The sequence below is a fragment of the Halobaculum sp. CBA1158 genome, assembly GCF_021431925.1.
Taxonomy (GTDB): Archaea; Halobacteriota; Halobacteria; order Halobacteriales; family Haloferacaceae; genus Halobaculum.
Window position 1 is genome coordinate 2,169,440 of the sequence record NZ_CP090371.1, and the last position, 16,185, is coordinate 2,185,624.

General features: G+C 73.8%; 15 protein-coding genes. 7 read left to right on the forward strand and 8 right to left on the reverse strand.

Annotated elements, in window-relative coordinates; all coding sequences use genetic code 11:
• Window positions 1-33 precede the first annotated feature (33 nt).
• A complete protein-coding gene (locus tag Hbl1158_RS11435) occupies window positions 34-1,161 on the forward strand; it encodes a glycosyltransferase (protein WP_234297382.1) in 1,128 nt (375 codons plus the stop codon).
• Window positions 1,162-1,204: 43 nt separating this feature from the next.
• Here Hbl1158_RS11435 and Hbl1158_RS11440 read toward each other — a convergent pair whose 3' ends face one another.
• Complete coding sequence (locus Hbl1158_RS11440) at window positions 1,205-1,513, reverse strand: antibiotic biosynthesis monooxygenase (RefSeq protein ID WP_234297383.1); 309 nt, start codon at window positions 1,511-1,513, stop codon at window positions 1,205-1,207.
• A gap of 294 nt (window positions 1,514-1,807) precedes the next feature.
• The gene (locus Hbl1158_RS11445; RefSeq protein WP_234297384.1) at window positions 1,808-2,230 is read right to left on the reverse strand and encodes a hypothetical protein; all 423 of its coding nucleotides are present in this window, start codon (window positions 2,228-2,230) and stop codon (window positions 1,808-1,810) included.
• 89 nt (window positions 2,231-2,319) lie between these two features.
• Here Hbl1158_RS11445 and Hbl1158_RS11450 point away from each other — a divergent pair, with 89 nt between their 5' ends.
• The gene (locus Hbl1158_RS11450; protein ID WP_234297385.1) at window positions 2,320-3,858 is read left to right on the forward strand and encodes a CRTAC1 family protein; all 1,539 of its coding nucleotides are present in this window, start codon (window positions 2,320-2,322) and stop codon (window positions 3,856-3,858) included.
• Between the two features lie 134 nt (window positions 3,859-3,992).
• Window positions 3,993-5,111, forward strand: coding sequence for an AIR synthase family protein (locus Hbl1158_RS11455; protein ID WP_234297386.1), 1,119 nt, complete (start codon window positions 3,993-3,995; stop codon window positions 5,109-5,111).
• Between the two features lie 2 nt (window positions 5,112-5,113).
• Here Hbl1158_RS11455 and Hbl1158_RS11460 read toward each other — a convergent pair whose 3' ends face one another.
• Window positions 5,114-6,127, reverse strand: coding sequence for an alpha/beta hydrolase (locus Hbl1158_RS11460; RefSeq protein ID WP_234297387.1), 1,014 nt, complete (start codon window positions 6,125-6,127; stop codon window positions 5,114-5,116).
• 130 nt (window positions 6,128-6,257) lie between these two features.
• Between Hbl1158_RS11460 and Hbl1158_RS11465 the strand changes: the two genes are divergently transcribed.
• Both Hbl1158_RS11465 and kynU read left to right on the forward strand, forming a co-directional pair.
• Window positions 6,258-7,568 carry an MFS transporter gene (locus Hbl1158_RS11465; RefSeq protein WP_234297388.1) on the forward strand — a complete coding sequence of 437 codons (1,311 nt, stop codon included), beginning with the start codon at window positions 6,258-6,260 and terminating at the stop codon, window positions 7,566-7,568.
• 122 nt (window positions 7,569-7,690) lie between these two features.
• Window positions 7,691-9,079, forward strand: a complete 1,389-nt coding sequence (gene kynU, locus Hbl1158_RS11470; protein ID WP_234297389.1) for a kynureninase — start codon at window positions 7,691-7,693, stop codon at window positions 9,077-9,079.
• Between the two features lie 68 nt (window positions 9,080-9,147).
• Here the strand turns inward: kynU and Hbl1158_RS17180 are convergent, their stop codons facing one another.
• From Hbl1158_RS17180 to Hbl1158_RS11485, 4 genes are all read right to left on the reverse strand, one after another.
• A complete protein-coding gene (locus Hbl1158_RS17180) occupies window positions 9,148-9,273 on the reverse strand; it encodes a hypothetical protein (RefSeq protein WP_255764078.1) in 126 nt (41 codons plus the stop codon).
• Window positions 9,274-9,408: 135 nt separating this feature from the next.
• Window positions 9,409-10,287, reverse strand: a complete 879-nt coding sequence (locus Hbl1158_RS11475; RefSeq protein WP_234299522.1) for an SDR family oxidoreductase — start codon at window positions 10,285-10,287, stop codon at window positions 9,409-9,411.
• 200 nt (window positions 10,288-10,487) lie between these two features.
• Window positions 10,488-12,122: a lipopolysaccharide biosynthesis protein gene (locus Hbl1158_RS11480; protein WP_234297390.1), complete on the reverse strand. Its 1,635-nt coding sequence runs from the start codon at window positions 12,120-12,122 to the stop codon at window positions 10,488-10,490.
• A 57-nt stretch (window positions 12,123-12,179) separates the two neighbouring features.
• Window positions 12,180-13,091, reverse strand: coding sequence for a diacylglycerol kinase family protein (locus Hbl1158_RS11485; RefSeq protein WP_234297391.1), 912 nt, complete (start codon window positions 13,089-13,091; stop codon window positions 12,180-12,182).
• Window positions 13,092-13,276: 185 nt separating this feature from the next.
• Between Hbl1158_RS11485 and Hbl1158_RS11490 the strand changes: the two genes are divergently transcribed.
• Window positions 13,277-14,833 carry an ATPase domain-containing protein gene (locus tag Hbl1158_RS11490; protein WP_234297392.1) on the forward strand — a complete coding sequence of 519 codons (1,557 nt, stop codon included), beginning with the start codon at window positions 13,277-13,279 and terminating at the stop codon, window positions 14,831-14,833.
• Window positions 14,834-14,894: 61 nt separating this feature from the next.
• On the opposite strand, the gene Hbl1158_RS11495 is transcribed toward Hbl1158_RS11490, so the two are convergent.
• The gene (locus tag Hbl1158_RS11495; RefSeq protein ID WP_234297393.1) at window positions 14,895-15,500 is read right to left on the reverse strand and encodes a class I SAM-dependent methyltransferase; all 606 of its coding nucleotides are present in this window, start codon (window positions 15,498-15,500) and stop codon (window positions 14,895-14,897) included.
• A gap of 193 nt (window positions 15,501-15,693) precedes the next feature.
• On the opposite strand from Hbl1158_RS11495, the gene Hbl1158_RS11500 reads away from it, so the two are divergent.
• The gene (locus tag Hbl1158_RS11500) at window positions 15,694-16,152 is read left to right on the forward strand and encodes a hypothetical protein (RefSeq protein ID WP_234297394.1); all 459 of its coding nucleotides are present in this window, start codon (window positions 15,694-15,696) and stop codon (window positions 16,150-16,152) included.
• Window positions 16,153-16,185 lie beyond the last annotated feature (33 nt).

The following is a 16,185-nucleotide window of genomic DNA, read 5'->3' on the forward strand; positions in this document are numbered from 1 at the left end:
CGGTTTGAACGCCACCGGAGAAGGCCTCGGCGAGTGACTCCCCGGACCGTCGCCGCGTTCACCGACACGTACCTGCCCACGGTGAACGGCGTCACCTACACGCTGGAGTCGTGGCGCGAGTGCTGGCGTGACCGCGGCGGCCGCATGGACGTGGTGTTCCCCGGCGCGCCCGGCCACGAACCGGGCGACGGCGAGTACACCACACGGAGCGTCGGCTTCCCGTTTTACGACGGGTTCCGACTCGGACTGCCCGGGGTCCCGGACGCCGTCCGCGACGCGGACGTGGTACACGCGCACACGCCGTTCGCGCTCGGCCTCTCGGGGTGGTATCTCGCCCGACGGATCGACGCGCCGCTGGTCGCGTCCTACCACACCCCGACGGCCGAGTACGCCGACTACCTCGCCAACGGCGCGGCCGCGACCGTCGTCGAGGGGGCCGCCCGACGCTACGAGCGCCGGTACATGAACGCCGCCGACGCCGTGGTGGTCCCCAGCGAGCCCGCCGGCGAGCACCTCCGCGACATCGGCGTCCGCTCGCGGATCGAGGTCGTCCCCAACGGGGTCGACACCGAGTTCTTCTCCCGGCCCGGTGAGGACGCGCTCGCGGCCTTCCGCGAGGAGTACGACCTCCCCGAGTGCGGGACGGGGGCCCTCGTCGGGTACACCGGCCGGCACGGCTTCGAGAAGGACCTCCCCGAGATCCCGCCGGCGGTCGCCGCCGCAGACGCCGACGCGACGCTCGTGTTCGGCGGCGACGGCCCCGCCCGCGACGCCCTCGAGGACGCCTGCGAGGAGGCCGGCGTCGACGCGCGCTTCCTCGGGTTCCTCCCCCGTGAGGACCTCCCCGCCTTCTACGCGAGCCTCGACGCCTTCTGTTTCCCCTCGCCCGTCGAGACGCAGGGGCTGGTCGCGCTGGAGGCCAACGCCTGCGGCACGCCCGTCGTCGGCGTCGACGACGGCGCGCTCGCCGACACGGTCCGCGAGGGCGAGACGGGCTACCGCTACCCCCGCGGCGACACCGCCGCCTTCGCCGACGCCATCGACCGAACCCTCGCCGAGCGCGAGGCGCTCTCGGAGGGCTGTCTCGCCCGTCGCGAGGCGACGAGCGTCGAGCACGCGGTCGACCGACTGGCGGAGGTGTACGACGCGGTGGACGACTGAGCCGAGATCGGTTCCGGTGGGTCGCGGTCTGCGTCGGTCCGCGTCAGTCGCCCGTGGCCGCGATCACGTCCACGTTGGCGTCGATGTCGGGCTCTTCGACGAACAGTTCGTCCGCCCGTTCGAGGAGTTCGGTGGCGATCTCCCCCTCCAGGTGCGCCTGTCGCCCCGCCTCGTCGGGGAAGGTGTCGAAGATGCCGAAGCGCGTCTCGTCGAACCGGACGGCGTACCACGTCGTCATCCCCTCCTCGGCCTCGGCGGCCTCGCGCGCGTCGCGGAGGAACTGTGCCACCGTCTCCGCCTCGTCGGGCTTCGCCTCGAACCGTGCCAGGATCGCGAGTTCGGAGTCTCCCATGCGAACGGATTCACGGACGAAACACACAAGTAGTCGCCACAGGCGGCGAGTGCCCCGGATCCGAAGGGACCATACGGCTGCCTCCGCGGTCGCCATCGCCGTCGCGGTCGCAGTCCGCCTCACGGTCGCGGTCGGCGTCGCCATCGCGGGCGACTGGGACCCGGGCGGCTCGGCCCACGGACCTCGCCGTTCACGAGACCCGCGGTCTCGTGAGCTCGAAAATCGCGACGCGATTTTCGAACGCCGACGTTTCGAGGCCTCTCCCGCTTCGCTCGGTCGGCCTCGCTAGCCTCGCTAGTCCTCGAGCGCCTGCGCGATCCGCTGGAGCTGCCGGGTCGCGTCGCGGACCTCGTCGCGGAGCTGTCGGACCTCCCTCACGAGTTCCTCGTTGCCGACCGACTCCTCCTCGCCGCCGGGACCGCCGCCCATGCCGGGCGGACCGCCGCCCATCCCGCCGGGGCCGCCACCGCCGCCCATCATGCCGCCCATCATCTGCGCGAAGGGGTTGCCGCCGCCGCCCATCCCGCCGGGACCGCCGCCACCGCCCATCATCTCCTCCGGGGAGGGCGCGCCGCCCTCGCCCTCCTCGCGCTCCTGCTCGCGTCGCTCGCGGATCTCCTCGACCCGCTCGCGGAAGGACTTCTCTTCGCCGTCGTCCCCGTTGGTGTCACCGCCCTCGGCTCCGTCGCCGGCGTCGGTCGGGTCGTCGTCTGCCATGGACCGCGGTTCGGCCCGCCCGCCGAAAAGGGTTGTTCCTCGGAGGGCGGAACCGAGCCCTCTTATGCGGCGGACCCGGATGGAGGCGCGTGTTCGCGGACCGGTCCGACGCGCTCGTCGACGACGCGCCCCACCGCGGATACGGGGTCGCCGTCACGCCCGGCGTGAGGGGGCCCTGCGCGCTCGTGACGGGCTACGGACCGGCGAACCGGCTGCTGACGTGGCGCGACGGCGCGCTCCGGGACGTCGCCACGCCCGCCGTGGCCGACGAGGGGCGACACGCCATCGGCGTCGTCGCGGCCGACCTCGACGCCGACGGCGACGAGGAGCTGTACGTCCACAACACCGACGCCTACGAGGGGGAGTGCCGGGACACCGACCTCCTGCTCGACCCCGTGGAGGTGCGCCCGGACCACCCCGAGGTTCGCTGGCGCGACCTGTTCGGGCTCGCGGCCAACGCCGACCGCGGCAACTTCCGGGCTGGGCGCTCCGTCGCCGCGCTCGACCGCTACGGCACCGGCCGCTACGGCGTGTTCGTCGCCTGCTACGGCGTCCCCTCGCGCTTCTACGAGCTCGGAGACGACGGTCAGCTCTCGGACATGGCCGAGGCCGTGGGATTAGACCTCGACGCCGGCGCGCGCTCGCTGTACGCCGGCCCCGTCGCGAGCGACCGCATGGACCTGTTCGTCGGCGTCGAACGGGGCCCCAATCGGCTGTTCTACAACGACTCCGGCCACTTCCGGGAGGTCGCCGCCGACGCCGGCGTGGCCGACCCCGAGACGAACGCCCGCGGCGTCGTCCTCGCCGACGGCGACCTCGCCGTCGGCAACTGGGAGACCGAGAGCCGGCTGTACTCCCGGGCGAGCGCGCCGGTCGGATCCGCCGCGACCGCGACCGCGACGGGCGAGGCGACCGAAACCCCCGCGACCGGGGGACCGACCGGCGACGACGCGAACGCGGGCGACCCGGACGCCGTCGCGAACGGCGGGTCGCCGTCTCCGGAGGACGCGACCGCCGCGGGCGACCGGCTCTCGATCGAACGGTTCGTCGACGCCGCGCCCGCGTCGTTCGCCGAGCCCACCCGGATCCGGAACGTCGTCGCCGCCGACTTCGACAACGACGGCCGGATCGAGCTGTTCTGCAACACGATGGGGGCGCGAAACCGCCTGTTCCGACGCGGTGCGGACGGCTGGCGGGCGATCGACCCGGGCGACGCCGCCGAGGCGCGCGGGCTCGGCACGGGCGCGGCGGTCGCCGACTTCGACGGCGACGGCGCGCTGGAACTGCTCGTCGTCCACGGCGAACTCGCCGCCCAGCCGCTGTCGCTGTACGGCGTCGACGACGCGGCCGAGCGCGGCTGGATCCGCGTTCGGCCGACGACCCAGTACGGCGCGCCCGCCCGGGGTGCGACCGTCACCGTCGAGACCGCAGAGCGGAGCCGCACGGCGGTCGTGTGCGCCGGCTCGGGCTACCTCTGTCAGATGGAACCGGTCGCGCACTTCGGCCTCGGCGACGAGCGGCCCGAGCGCCTCACCGTCCGCTGGCCCGACGGTCGCGAGGCGACGCTGGAGCGACCCGCCGAGCGCACCGAACACGAGGTGTCGCACCCGATGGCCCCGCGCTTCTGACCGTCGTCGCCGGCGACGTCCACACCACCGATACCGACGCCGTCGACGACATCGACGACATCCATACCGCGACACCGTCGACACCGACGGATGCAACGACAACCGCTTTCCGACCGCCCGACGGAGTCGACGCCATGAGCGACGACGCCCCCCGCCGCGGCAAGGTCGACCGCGAGGCGTTCGAGTCCGTCGTGCGTCCGAACCTCGGAGCCGACCGGGACGACGTGCGCCTCGGCCCCGCCCACGGCGTCGACTTCGGGCTCCTCGACGTGGGCGGTCGGGCGGTCGTCTGCGCGACTGACCCGATCTCGATGCTGCCGGCGCTGGGGCCCGAGCGCGCCGGGCGCTTCGCCCTCTCGTTCGCCCTCGGCGACGTTGCCGTCTCGGGGATTTCGCCCTCGCACTTTTGCCCCTCGTTCGCCCTCCCGAGCGGCGTGAGCGACGACGAGTTCGCCGCGTTCTGGACGGCGATCGCCGACGAGTGCGAGGACCTCGGCGTCGCGATCCCGACGGGGCACACCGCCCGCTACCCCGAGGCGTCGCTGCCGTGGGTCGGCGCGGCGACCGTGCTCGGCGTCGGCGACCCGGCCGACGTGATCCGACCCGACGGCGCGCGCCCCGGCGACCGCCTGCTCGTGACGAAGGGGCCCGGCATCGAGACCGCGGGGCTGTTCGCGTCGCTGTTCCCCGACGCGCTGGCGGCCGAGGGCGTCGCCGAGGCGACGATCGACGAGGCCGCCGGCCTGCTCGAGGAGACGAGCGTCGTGCGCGACGCGCTCGCGGCCGCCGAGGCCGGACGCGGCCCGGAGAGCGGGGACCCGTCGGAAGTTGCGGGGGCCGCCGACGCCTCCGACGCCACCGACGCCTCCGACGCCACCGACGCCGGCGTCACCGCGATGCACGACGCGACCGAGGGCGGGCTGGCAGGCGCGCTGTGCGAGGTAGCGGCCGCCGGCGGCGTCGGACTCGAGGTCGACGGCGACGCCGTGCCGACCGACTCGGCCGCGCTGGCGACGTGTGCGGCGCTGGGGATCGATCCGTGGGCGTGCACCACCTCGGGGACGCTCCTGCTGGCGGTCGATCCCGCCGCCGTCGACCGCGTCGTCGACGCCGTGCGGTCCCGTGGGACGCCCGCCGGCGTCGTCGGCGACGTGGTCGATGGGTGCGGCGTCAGCGTCGACGGCGAGGCGATCGATCCCCCCGCCGAGGACGCTTCCTGGGCGGTGTACGAGCGACTGGCGAGAGACGGGTAGCGTCAGTCGGCGTCGCGGGGTCCGCCGCGCTCGGCGCTCTCGCCCGCGGCCGCGCTCGCCAACCGCTCGCGCGTCGCCGCCGCGAGGTCGTCGAAGGCCGCGTCGGCGGCGGCGACCTCGTCGGCCAGCGAGAGGAAGCCGTGACACATCCCCTCTCGGTCGAGGTGGTCGACCGCAACGCCGGCGGCTTCGAGGCGCTCAGCGTACGCCGCGCCGTCGTCGCGGAGGGGGTCGCACTCGCCGGTGACGACGACCGCCGGGGCGGCGTCCTCGAGGTCGCCGTCGCGGGCTCGCAACGGCGCGGCGTGGGGGTTGGCCGCGTCCACGTCCGATCGGAGGTACTCGCGCCAGAAGCGACGCATGTCCGCGCGAGTCAACAGCGGGCCGTCGGCGTTCGTCTCGTAGGAGTCGGTCGTGAAGTCGCGGTCGGTGATGGGGTACAGCAGCGTCTGGACCGCGGGCGCGGTGCCGTCGGGCGTCGCGAGCGCGGTCGCGGCCGCGAGGGTGCCCCCGGCCGAGGAGCCGGCGACGCCGACGACGCCGTCGCCGCCGAGGCTCGCGTCGTGCTCGCGGGTCCACCGGAGCGCGCGGACCGCGTCGTCGACGGCGGCGGGGAAGGGGTGTTCGGGCGCGAGTCGGTAGTCGACGGAGACGACGACCGCGCCGACGCGGCGGCACAGTCGGCGCGCGAGGTCGTCGGCCGAGTCGAGCGTCCCCAGGCACCAGCCGCCGCCGTGGAAGAACACCAGCGTCGGCGCTGGCGTGACCTCAGGGCGGTAGATCCGCAGGGGGAGGTCGTCGCCGTCCGGCCCGTCGATCGCGAGGGTCAGCGTCGATCCGACCGGCAGGTCCGCGTCCGAGGAGAACAGGTCGTCCTCGATGCGGCGGGCGCTCTCGACCGAGAGGGCGTGCCACGGCGGTACCCCAAGCGACTCGATGTCGGTGACGGCCTCGCGGAGCTCCGAGTCGAGGTCGGCGAGTCGGCCGGGCAGGTCGCCGCCGTCGGCGTCGCTCATGCGACCCCGGTCGGCCGCCGGTGGTATCAACCCACCGCGGCCGCCTCGACCGCGTCGCTCTCGACGGCGGCGGTTCCGGGACCGCGGCCGAAACCGTGTGGCTCTTGCGGGACCGCCACCCAGCACGGCCGTGTCGCTATCGCTTCGGGGCCTCGTGGGCACCGACGCCGACGTGCTCGACGACCGCGACTTCCGGCTGCTGCTTTTGGCGTCGCTCATCTCACCGATGGGGGCCTCCGTCGTCTCGCCGGTCGTCGAGTCGCTCGCCGCCGGGCCGTACGGCGTCTCCGCGACCGAGGCCGGCCTGCTGCTGTCGGCGTTCACCGCCCCGGGGATCGTCTGTATCCCGCTGTCGGGCGTGCTCGCGGACCGGTACGGCCGCAAGCCGGTGCTCGCCGCAGGGCTGGCGCTGTTCGGGCTCGCGGGGGTCGCGCTGACGCTGACGACGGCGTTCCGGGCCGCGCTCGCGCTGCGGCTGCTGCAGGGCGTCGGCTACACCGGCATCGGACCGATCCTGATCACCGCCACGGGAGACCTCTTCACGGGCCCGCGCGAGTCGACCGCACAGGGCGTTCGCTTCACCGTCGTCGGGGTGTCGCTGACGGTGTTCCCGTTCCTCGCGGGCCTGCTCGTCGCGCTCGCGTGGCAGTTCCCGTACGCGCTGTACGCCGCCGCGCTCCCCGTCGCCGCGGTGGTGTGGCTGCTGTTCGACGAGTCCGCGGACCTGAGCGGTCGCGACGGCGCGGTCGGCGACGGTGCGGCGGCCGCCGACGGGGAGACGGAGGCCGATGGACCTGGCGGCGTGCGCGCGCTGCTGGCGCTCGCGTCCCGCCCGCACGTCGTCGCGACCCTCGTCGGGCGGGCGGTCCCGGGGTTCCTCTGGTTCGCCTTCCTCGCCTACAACTCGATCGTCGTCGTCCGACTGCTGGGCGGGTCCCCCGGTGCCGCGGGGGCGCTCGTCGCGGTCGCGTCCGTCGCCAGCGCGGTCGCGACGACGCAGGCCGGCCGGCTGACCGCGCGGTTCGGCCGCCCCCTCCCGACGTTCGCGGCGCTCGTGGTCGGAGCGGTCGGCCTGACGGCCCTCGCGCTGGCCCCGTCGGTCCCGGTCGCGATCGCCGCCGGAGCGCCGGTCGGCGCGGGCTTTTCGCTCTCGCTGACGCTGTACCGATCGACGATCACCGGCCTCGCGGACGACGACCTCCGGGGCGGCCTCGTCAGCCTCGGCGAGTCGGTCGGCCGCGTCGGCTCGACGGGCGCGCCCGTCGCGATGGGAGCGGCCGTCGCGTTCCTGGCGGGGCCGCTCGGCTACGACGCCGCCGTCCGGAGCGTCTCGATCGCGGTCGCCGCGGGCGTCGTCGTCGCCGGCGGCGCGCTCCTGTTCGTGAGCGCTCGCGGGACCGCAAGCGAGGGCGGACGGACGCGGGCCGCGAGCGACGAGTGACGCGGCGGCGATCCCGGGCGGCGACCCTTCCGGGCGGCGACCCCTCCGGGCGGCGACCCTTCCGGGCGGCGACCGCCATCCGCGAGGCCAACGCCTAACTCCGCGGGCCCGAACCGGCAGTCATGACCGACACGGACGGCGGGGCGGGCCGCAGCCAGAGCGGCGGCGACCGCACGCTCGCGGCGGCGCGCGAGCGCGACGCGGCCGACCCGCTGGCGGAGGCCCGAGAGCGGTTCGCGGTCCCGGACGGCGAGCGCTACATGGACGGCAACTCGCTGGGACTGGCCCCTGACGCCGCGCTGGCGACGCTCGAGCGCGTCGTCGACGAGTGGCGCGAGCTGGCGATCCGGGGGTGGGAGGAGGCCGACCCCGACTGGTTCCACTACGGCGAACGCCTCGGCGACCTGCTCGCCCCGCTGGTGGGCGCGAGGGAGTCGGAGGTGGTGGTCGCCAACTCCACTACGGTCAACATCCACACCCTGATCGGGACGTTCCTCGACACGCTCGCGGGGACCCCGGCGGGGCCGGATCCGGCGGCCGAGTCGCCGGCGGTGCTCGTCAACGACCTGGACTTCCCGACCGATCACTACGCGATCCGCGCGCAACTGCGACAGCGCGGGATCGACCCCGACCAGAAGCTCGTCGCCGTCGAGTCGCGCGACGGAAGGACGATCGACGCGGCCGATATCGAGGCGGTTCTCCGCGAGCGCGACGACGTCGGCATCGTGTTCATGCCCTCGGTTCTCTATCGGTCGGGCCAGTTGCTCGACGTCGACCGGATCACCCGCGCGGCCCACGACCACGGGGCGCTCGTCGGCTTCGACTGCGCGCACTCGATCGGCGCGGTCGACCACGACCTCCGAGGAGCCGGCGCGAGCGACGACGCGGACGACGGCGACGACTCGACCGGCGGCGTCGATTTCGCGGTGTGGTGTTCGTACAAGTACCTCAACGCCGGCCCGGGCGCGACCGCGGGGCTGTACGTCCACGAGCGCCACCACGGGACGACGCCCGCGCTGGCTGGGTGGTGGGGAAACGACAAGGACACCCAGTTCGAGATGCGCCACACCTACGAGCCGGCCGACTCGGCCGGCGCGTGGCAGATCGGCACCGTCCCGATGCTGTCGTCTGCTCCGATCGAGGGGGCCGCCGAGGTGGTCCGCGAGGCGGGCATCGAGCGCGTCCGCGAGAAGTCGCTGGCGCTCACCGACTACCTGATCGGGCTGGTCGACGACCGCCTCGGCGACGACTTCTCGGTCGGGACGCCCCGCGACCCCGAGCGCCGCGGGGGCCACGTCGCGATCGAGCATCCCGAGGGGTATCGCCTGAGCGAGGCGCTGCGCGACCGCGGCGTCGTCGTCGACTTCCGCCCGCCGAACGTCGTCCGAGTGTGTCCCGCACCGCTGTACACCCGCTACGAGGACGTGTGGCACGTCGTCGAGACGCTCCGGGAGATCGAGGCGGCCGACGCCCACCTGGAGTACGATCCGCGCGGCGGCGGCGTCACCTGATTTGCCGGGTCGCGCCTCGCCGGATACCGTCTCGCGGGCGACCGTCGACACCTGGTCCCCCGCGCGAGTCACTCACCGAGGTACCTGAGCGCCCCGCCGATCAGGAGGACGAGACCGCCGGCGATGAACGTCCCCGGGATCGGGAGCACGAACAGTCCGAGTCCGACCAGCAGCACGATCGTCGATAGACGCATGCCGCAGGGTCGACGCCCCAGACGCTTATCTTCGGTGGCGCTTCTCGACCCGTCGGAGACGCACGCGGGCGGCTCTTGCCGATGTGATTCTCGTCGGGGTGGTGCTCGTCGGGGTGATGCTCGCGGAGGCGTCGCTCACGACCGCTCGAACTCGGGGTCGAACATCTGCGCCGACGTGGGACCGGGGTCGCCCTCGGTGAGGTTGTACGCCGAGATGTCGGCGTCGCTCGCGCCGGCCGCCCGCAGGAGGTCCTCGTCGTAGGCGGCGTGGCCGGTGTACTCGTCGGGGTCCCGATCGAGGATCGACAGCACGGCGTCGGCGACGACGTGTGGGGTGCGCCAGTCGTCCTCGGAGCCGAGCCCGAAGTAGCGCGTCGCACGGGTGTCGACCGCCGTCACCGGCCAGAACGTGTTGCAGCCGATCCCGTCGCCCGCGAGCTCCGCCGAGAGCGACAGCGTCACGAACGACATCCCGAGCTTGGACCAGGCGTAGGCGGCCTTGCCGGGCGCGCGGTCGACCGTCACCGGCGGGGCGTTCGTGAGGATCCACCCGCCGTCCCGCTCGCGCAGGTGCGGGAGGAACGCCCGCGAGACGAGGTACGTGCCGCGGACGTTCACGTCGGTCATGAGGTCGAAGCGGTTGGCCGGGAGGTCCGCGACGTTCGCCAGTTGGATCGCGCTGGCGTTGTTGATCACGATGTCGATCTCGCCGAACTCCTCGATGGCCTCCTCGACGGCCGCCTCGACGGCGTCGGCGTCGCGTACGTCCAACTGGATCGCGTGGGCGTCGACGCCCCGCTCCTCGCATTGGGCGGCGGTCGTGTGGATCGTCCCCGGGAGGTCGCCGCCGGGCTCGACGGTCTTGCCCGTCGAGACGACGTCGCAGCCGTGCTCGGCCAGCGTGAGCGCGATCCGCTTGCCGATCCCTCGCGTCGTTCCCGTGACGAACGCCGTCGAGCCCGAGAGGTCGGGGGCGTCGAACGGCGGGTCCGCGCGGTCGGGACCCGCTGGCATCGCGTCGTCGGCGTCGTCCGTCGCGGTGGGTTCGTCTGCGGTCATACCGCACCGTGTGAGCGGGCCGACGTGTAACTACCGCCTCGCGGCGCGAGCGACGGTGCGGCGGCGCGGCGGCGCGGCGGCGCGGCGGCGCGGCGACACCTCGCCGGGCACCCGTCGGTGTCTCCTCCGAGGGACGCCGAGACGCCGCCGAGGGATTATTCGGAGCCGTCGCCGACGCGGTCGCGGAGGCGGACGGCGGCGGCCCGGTAGCGCTCGGCAAGCGACGCGAGCAGGCGTCGTTCGACCGGCGAGACCCCGAGGACGCGAAGGACCGCGACGTACGCAGCGAGGCCGACGGCCGTTCCCGCGAGCGCCCCGGGAAGCCGCGGGAGCAGTTCGCGAGTCGCCAGCGCGAGCGCGAGGAACGGGACGGCCGCGAGGAGGGGCTTGCCGTGCGCGAGCGTGAATGGCTGGAGCCCCTCGACCCGGTACAACACCGCCACCTCGAGTCCGTTGTTCACCCCGAGCATGAGGAGGTAGCTCGCGACGACGCCCGCGAGCCCGAACTCGATCGTGAGCGGGATCGCCGTCACCGCGAGAAACAGCGTGATGACGGTGTTGACGACCAACAGCGCGCGTTGGTGGTCCGTCATGCGTAGCAGGATGCCGACGCTGCCGGCCGCACACGCCAGCACCTGCGCGAGCACGAACCCGGGCAGCAGCGGCGCGTACGCGACGAACGCCGGACCGAACAGCGACATCACCGCCTCGCGGTAGACGATCGCCGGCACCGACAGGCCGACGACGCCGACGAGCACCAGCCGACTCGTGACGTGGTACAGTCGCGAGAGCGCCGCGGGGTGACCGTCGTCGTTGAGCGCGGCCGCCACCGGGGGGATGAACTGGTTGATCGCCATCAGCGGCAGGCGGACGAGGCTCCCCACGAGCACGCCGACGGCGAAGACGCCGCCGGCCGTGCCCGAGAGGAACACCGCGATGAGCGGGTAGAAGCCGAGCCGCTGGGTCGTCGTCGCGAAGCCGCTGAGGAACAGCGGGGCGGTGTAGCGGACGTACCGGCGTCGGATCGCGTCGCCGTCGCCACCGGGCACCCGGATCCGCGGTCGGATGCCCCGCCTGCGGGCCAGCCAGGCGGCACCGCCGACCGCGACCGCGCCCATCGCCAGCGGCACAGCGACGGCGACGCCCGTCAGGTCCGCGAGCGCGACCGCGCCGACGACGCCGACCGCCAGCTGCGCGACCGGGAACGCCACCCGCTGGAGGAGGTTCAGCGCGGTCACCTCCTCGGTGGCGCGCAGGAGCCGCGCGACGCCGAACAGCGCGACCGACGCCGGGAGTCCGGCCGCGAATATCCGGAGGAACAACGCGAACCGGGACCCCTCGCCGGCGACCGCGGCGACCCGCGGGGCGGCGAGAAACAGCGCCGCCGCGAACGAGAGCGACACAGCCGCGAGCAGCGCCGCCGCGACCGTCGCGATGGCGTCGCGCTCGGCCGCGCCGTCGGCGCTGGGGACGAACCGGCTGAGTCCCGCGGCGACGCCCAACGCGAGCCGCCGGAGGAACCGCGCGATCCGCCGGGCCAGCGCGAACAGGCCGTACGGACCCGCCGAGAACGTGTTCGTCAACAGCGCGGTGAACGCGAGCGTCAGCCCGCGCTGGAGGACGATGCTCGGCGTCGAGACGACCGCGCCGTGGGCGACGCGCTCGAGCGCGTCCGCGAGTTCGGCGTCGACGGGGTCCGTCGGTCCGTCGCCTGCGGTGTCGGGGGCGGTGGCGGTGCTGTCGGCGTCGCCGGCGGCGTCCTCGTCGTTCGGTCCCTCCCCGCAGTCCATCGGATCGCCGGAGCCTACTGGCGGGGAAAAGCCCAGCGAACCGCCCCGGTTCGGCGGTCACTCGGGGTGGGGGACGTAGCCGTCGCCGACGCGCACGTCGAGCGCGCCGGAGAGCGTCCGGAGGTCGAGCCGCCGGTGGGACGCGAACTCGCCGTCCCGGCTGAACGCGATCGGCTCGTCGTCCCCGCTCTCGACGTGGAGTTCGCCGGCGCGAAAGTGCGTGACGCCCTCGGTCTCCTCGCCGAGCAGTCGGTGGACCGCGGCCTCGACGGCCAGCCCCGACGCCGGCATCGCCTCGACGACGACCACGTCGAAGCGGCCGTCCTCCATGTCGGCCTGCCCGCCCTCCTCGACGAACTTCCGGGCGTTGCCGACGAGGACGCAGGTGGCCGTGCCGGCCCACGACGACGACGGCGACTCGACGCGCACGTCGAGTCCGTCGAAGGCCATCGTCTCGCGCGCGCCGGCCACGAGGAACGCGAGGGTGCCGAAGCGCTCCTTGAGGTCGTCCGAGGTGGCCGTGCTCGCGTCGGCCGGTAGCCCCGCGATACAGGAGACGAGGAACGGCTCCGTCGACTCGTCGTCGTCGCCGGCGGCGACGCCCACGTCGAGGGCGCGAACCGTTCCCGTGTCCGACAGCTCGATGCCGTGATCCAGGGAGTCGATGCCGAGCGTGCCCGCGAGGAGGTTCGCCGTCCCCGCCGGCAGCACCGCGAGCGTCACGTCGCCGAGGGCGTCCGCCCGGTGGAGGCCGGCGAGCGCGTCGTTGATCGTACCGTCGCCGCCGCAGACCGCGAGCGTGGAGACGCGCTCGCGCCCCGCACGAGCGGCCAGCTCGACGGTGTGGTCGGCGCTGTCGGTCTCGGTGACCGCGAACCCCCGCGCCTCCATGTGACGGCGCACGCGGTCGGCGTGGTCGGCGGTGCCGCTGTGGGGGTTGATCAGACATCGACGCGACCCGATCTGCATGGATCGACGGACGCCGTGGCCGTACTTCAACCCCAGGCGGCCGTCTCCCGCACGCGGATCGGCGACGGCCCGGCGACGCCCCAGCGACGGCGACGGGTCGGTCGGCGCGGCCGACGGCGGCGAGGAATCGGCCGGCGCGGCCGGCGGAGGTACGATTAAGTCGGTCGGGCGACGCGTCACAGTCGATGACCGACGAGCACGCCGAGTCACCCGCGAGCGTCGGCGACGAGGTACTCGACCGGATGCTCCGGGGCGGGCTCCCCCGCGGACAGGCGATGCTGGCCCGCGGCGGACCGGGGACGGGGAAGTCCACGCTCGCCATGCAGTTCCTCGACGCCGGGGTGCGCGCCGGTGAGGAGTGTCTGTACGTCACGACCGAGCAGACGCTCGACGACGTGGGCGACTCCTTCGCGGCGTTCCCCTTCGCCCTCGACGACGACCGGCTCGACGTGCTCTCGCTGCACGCGACGCCCGGGGTGACCCTCGAGGATCCCGACGGGGCGAGCGAGACGCTGACGCTCCAGCGACTCGACGACGACGCCGCCGTCGGCGGCGACCTCACCTTCGGGGAGTACACGCGCGAACTCACGCCGGCGACGCTGCGCGAGGAGTTCGAGCGCTACGCCGAGTACGACCGCGTCGTCGTCGACTCCGCAAACGGCCTCGCGGGGTTCACCGACACCCACACCTACCGGCGTGTACTGCTCGACGTGATCGCCACCCTCACCGACGAGGGGTCGGCGACGGTGCTGTTCACCGCCGAGGAGGGCGGCCAGGACTCCGTCGGCGACCTGCTGCAGTACGCGGCCCACGGCGTGCTCGCGCTGTCGCGCGAACACGTCCGCGACGACGACCACCGCTTCATCGAGATCGCGAAGCTCCGGGGCGTCGACCACGACACCCGGCGGCTGGAGCTCGAGATCGACGCCGAACGGGGCGTGCGCGCGACGCCCGCGCGCCGCAGCCAGCCCCCGGCGGTGAAGACCCACGGCCACCGGCCGATCGGCGTCTCCGGGTTCGACCGGCTCGTCGGCGGCGGCATCGTCGCCGGCGCTGGCGTGCTGTTCGAACACGACGGGATGGCGAACGTCTCGACGTTCCTCGGGTCGTTCCTCGATGCGGCGCTGGCGCGTGGCGACCGCATCGCCGTCGTCCCGACGATCCACCTGCGCCCGCACGGGCTGGACACGATCCTCTCGGGGTTCGGTCACGACGCCGACGATCTGTTGTCGTCGGGTCGCCTCCACGTGGTCGACCTCATCGGGACGTGGGACGGCGACCGCGAGGGCGTCCACGTCCCCGAGTCGGGGGCGGGCGTGCGCGCCGCCTTCGAGTCGATCCGCCCGGCCGACGACGAGGCCGACCTCACCTCGGTCGTGAACGCCGACGCGTACGTGAACGCGCTCTCGTCCGAGGAGGCCCGGGACCTCCGGTACTTCGAGGAGTCCCAGCACATGCGGCCGGCGGACACGCTCGTCCACGTCCACAACCCGCGTATCGCCACCGACCAGGTGTCGGCGTTCTTCGAGAACACCGCAGAGCAGGTGATCGAGACGTGGCTCTCCGAGAGCGGCCTCCAGTACGTGCAGCTTCGCAAGTCGCCGTGCGGCTTCGTCGGCACCACCTCGCTCGTGGAGTACCTCGAGGAGGAGCCGTTCGTCGCCGTCCAGGGACCGCCGACCGACCGCGAGAACCCCATGGCCGACGAGTCCTACCCCGAGGAGTACCCCTCCGGAGAGTAAGCGGCGTCGCGACCGGGTCGTCGCCCGCTCGACCGCCGCGATCGATCGACCGGTGTCGCGATCAGTCGACGCGCCGGAACGTCCGAGCCGTGTCGTTCCCGAGCGTTTCGACGGTCGTCGCGTCGACCCCGCGGGGCTCGAAAACCGCCCCCCAGTCGTGACGGTACAGCGGGAGGTCGTCGTCGACCTCGACGATGCCGCCGCTCCCGTCGCCCTCGAGTTCGACGGTGACGAGCACGTCGCCGGCGACGCGGGCGACCTCGTCGAACGTCGCGGACATCTCCTCGGGGTGGACGTGTTGGAGGGTCTCCACCGAGTAGACCGCGTCGAAGGCGCGGTCGTCGAACCGCGGGAGCACGTCCGCGATCGCGCCGACGTGGAAGGAGCCGGCGTCGGCGAGGTCCGGGTACTCCTCGCGGAGCACGTCGAAGGAGTCGGGGTTGATGTCGACGCCGACGAGGTCAGTGAACCCGTCGTCGTGGAGGTGCGCGAGGTGGCGGCCCGACCCGCAGCCGAGTTCGAGCACGCTCGCGTCGCGGCCGACGGCGTCCGCGAGGCGTTCGGCGAGGTGGCGGCTCACCTCGTTGGGGCCGTAGTGCGCGTAGTACCGCGGGGAGAACTCCCCGGTGCGGTCCGCCCAGGCGTCGCGTAGTTCGTCGGCGTTCACGATCGACGGTGACGGCGCACACGGAGAACCCTTCCGACCCGCGGACGGGCCGTCGTCGGCGGCCGTCGCGGTCGCCTTCCATCCGGGCCGTCGTCGACGCGGACGCCCCCGCACCGGACGCCGAATGACTCCGCACCGGACGCCCCCACACCGGACGCCGAACGCCTATCCCCGTCGGGCGGCTACGTCGACCGTGTCCCCGATCGGACGGGCGCTCGTCGCGGTCGCCGTGCTTCCCCACGAGGCGGCCCACGCCGCCGCCGCCAGAGCGATCGGCCTCGACGCCGAGGTCGAGGTGTTGCCGACGTGGGACGGGCCGGGGCGGCCGCTCGGGCAGTTCGACGCGCGCGTTCCGGAGGCGACGCCGACGGCGGCGATCCGGGCGATCGCGCTCGCGCCGCTGGCGTACGTCGGCGCGGCCGCGGCGCTGGACGCTGTGTTGCCCGCGGAGTCCGGCCTCCGATTCCTCGCCATCGCGCCGCTGGCGTACTGGGCGGCGCTGTCGAGCGGCGACCTCGCGGTCGCGGCCGACCCCCACGCGGTCCGCGAGCGCGGCCGGTTCCTCGTCGACGACGAGGGGTGGAGCGGTCCGACCGCCGACGCGCTGACCGTGCTGACGACCGGCGCGGTCGCGGGGCTGTTGCTCGCGTGAGCGTCGCCGGCGACGCCCGAACGGCCGGACGCG

Excerpts from the sequence above, each read along its gene's own strand:
- Hbl1158_RS11485 (WP_234297391.1), bottom strand. The coding sequence starts at position 13,091 with ATGCAGATCGGGTCGCGTCGATGTCTGATCAACCCCCACAGCGGCACC.
- Hbl1158_RS11460 (WP_234297387.1), bottom strand. The coding sequence starts at position 6,127 with ATGAGCGACGCCGACGGCGGCGACCTGCCCGGCCGACTCGCCGACCTC.
- Hbl1158_RS11490 (WP_234297392.1), top strand. The coding sequence starts at position 13,277 with ATGACCGACGAGCACGCCGAGTCACCCGCGAGCGTCGGCGACGAGGTA.
- Hbl1158_RS11455 (WP_234297386.1), top strand. The coding sequence starts at position 3,993 with ATGAGCGACGACGCCCCCCGCCGCGGCAAGGTCGACCGCGAGGCGTTC.
- kynU (WP_234297389.1), top strand. The coding sequence starts at position 7,691 with ATGACCGACACGGACGGCGGGGCGGGCCGCAGCCAGAGCGGCGGCGAC.
- Hbl1158_RS11475 (WP_234299522.1), bottom strand. The coding sequence starts at position 10,287 with ATGCCAGCGGGTCCCGACCGCGCGGACCCGCCGTTCGACGCCCCCGAC.
- Hbl1158_RS11480 (WP_234297390.1), bottom strand. The coding sequence starts at position 12,122 with ATGGACTGCGGGGAGGGACCGAACGACGAGGACGCCGCCGGCGACGCC.
- Hbl1158_RS11445 (WP_234297384.1), bottom strand. The coding sequence starts at position 2,230 with ATGGCAGACGACGACCCGACCGACGCCGGCGACGGAGCCGAGGGCGGT.
- Hbl1158_RS11440 (WP_234297383.1), bottom strand. The coding sequence starts at position 1,513 with ATGGGAGACTCCGAACTCGCGATCCTGGCACGGTTCGAGGCGAAGCCC.
- Hbl1158_RS17180 (WP_255764078.1), bottom strand. The coding sequence starts at position 9,273 with ATGCGTCTATCGACGATCGTGCTGCTGGTCGGACTCGGACTGTTCGTG.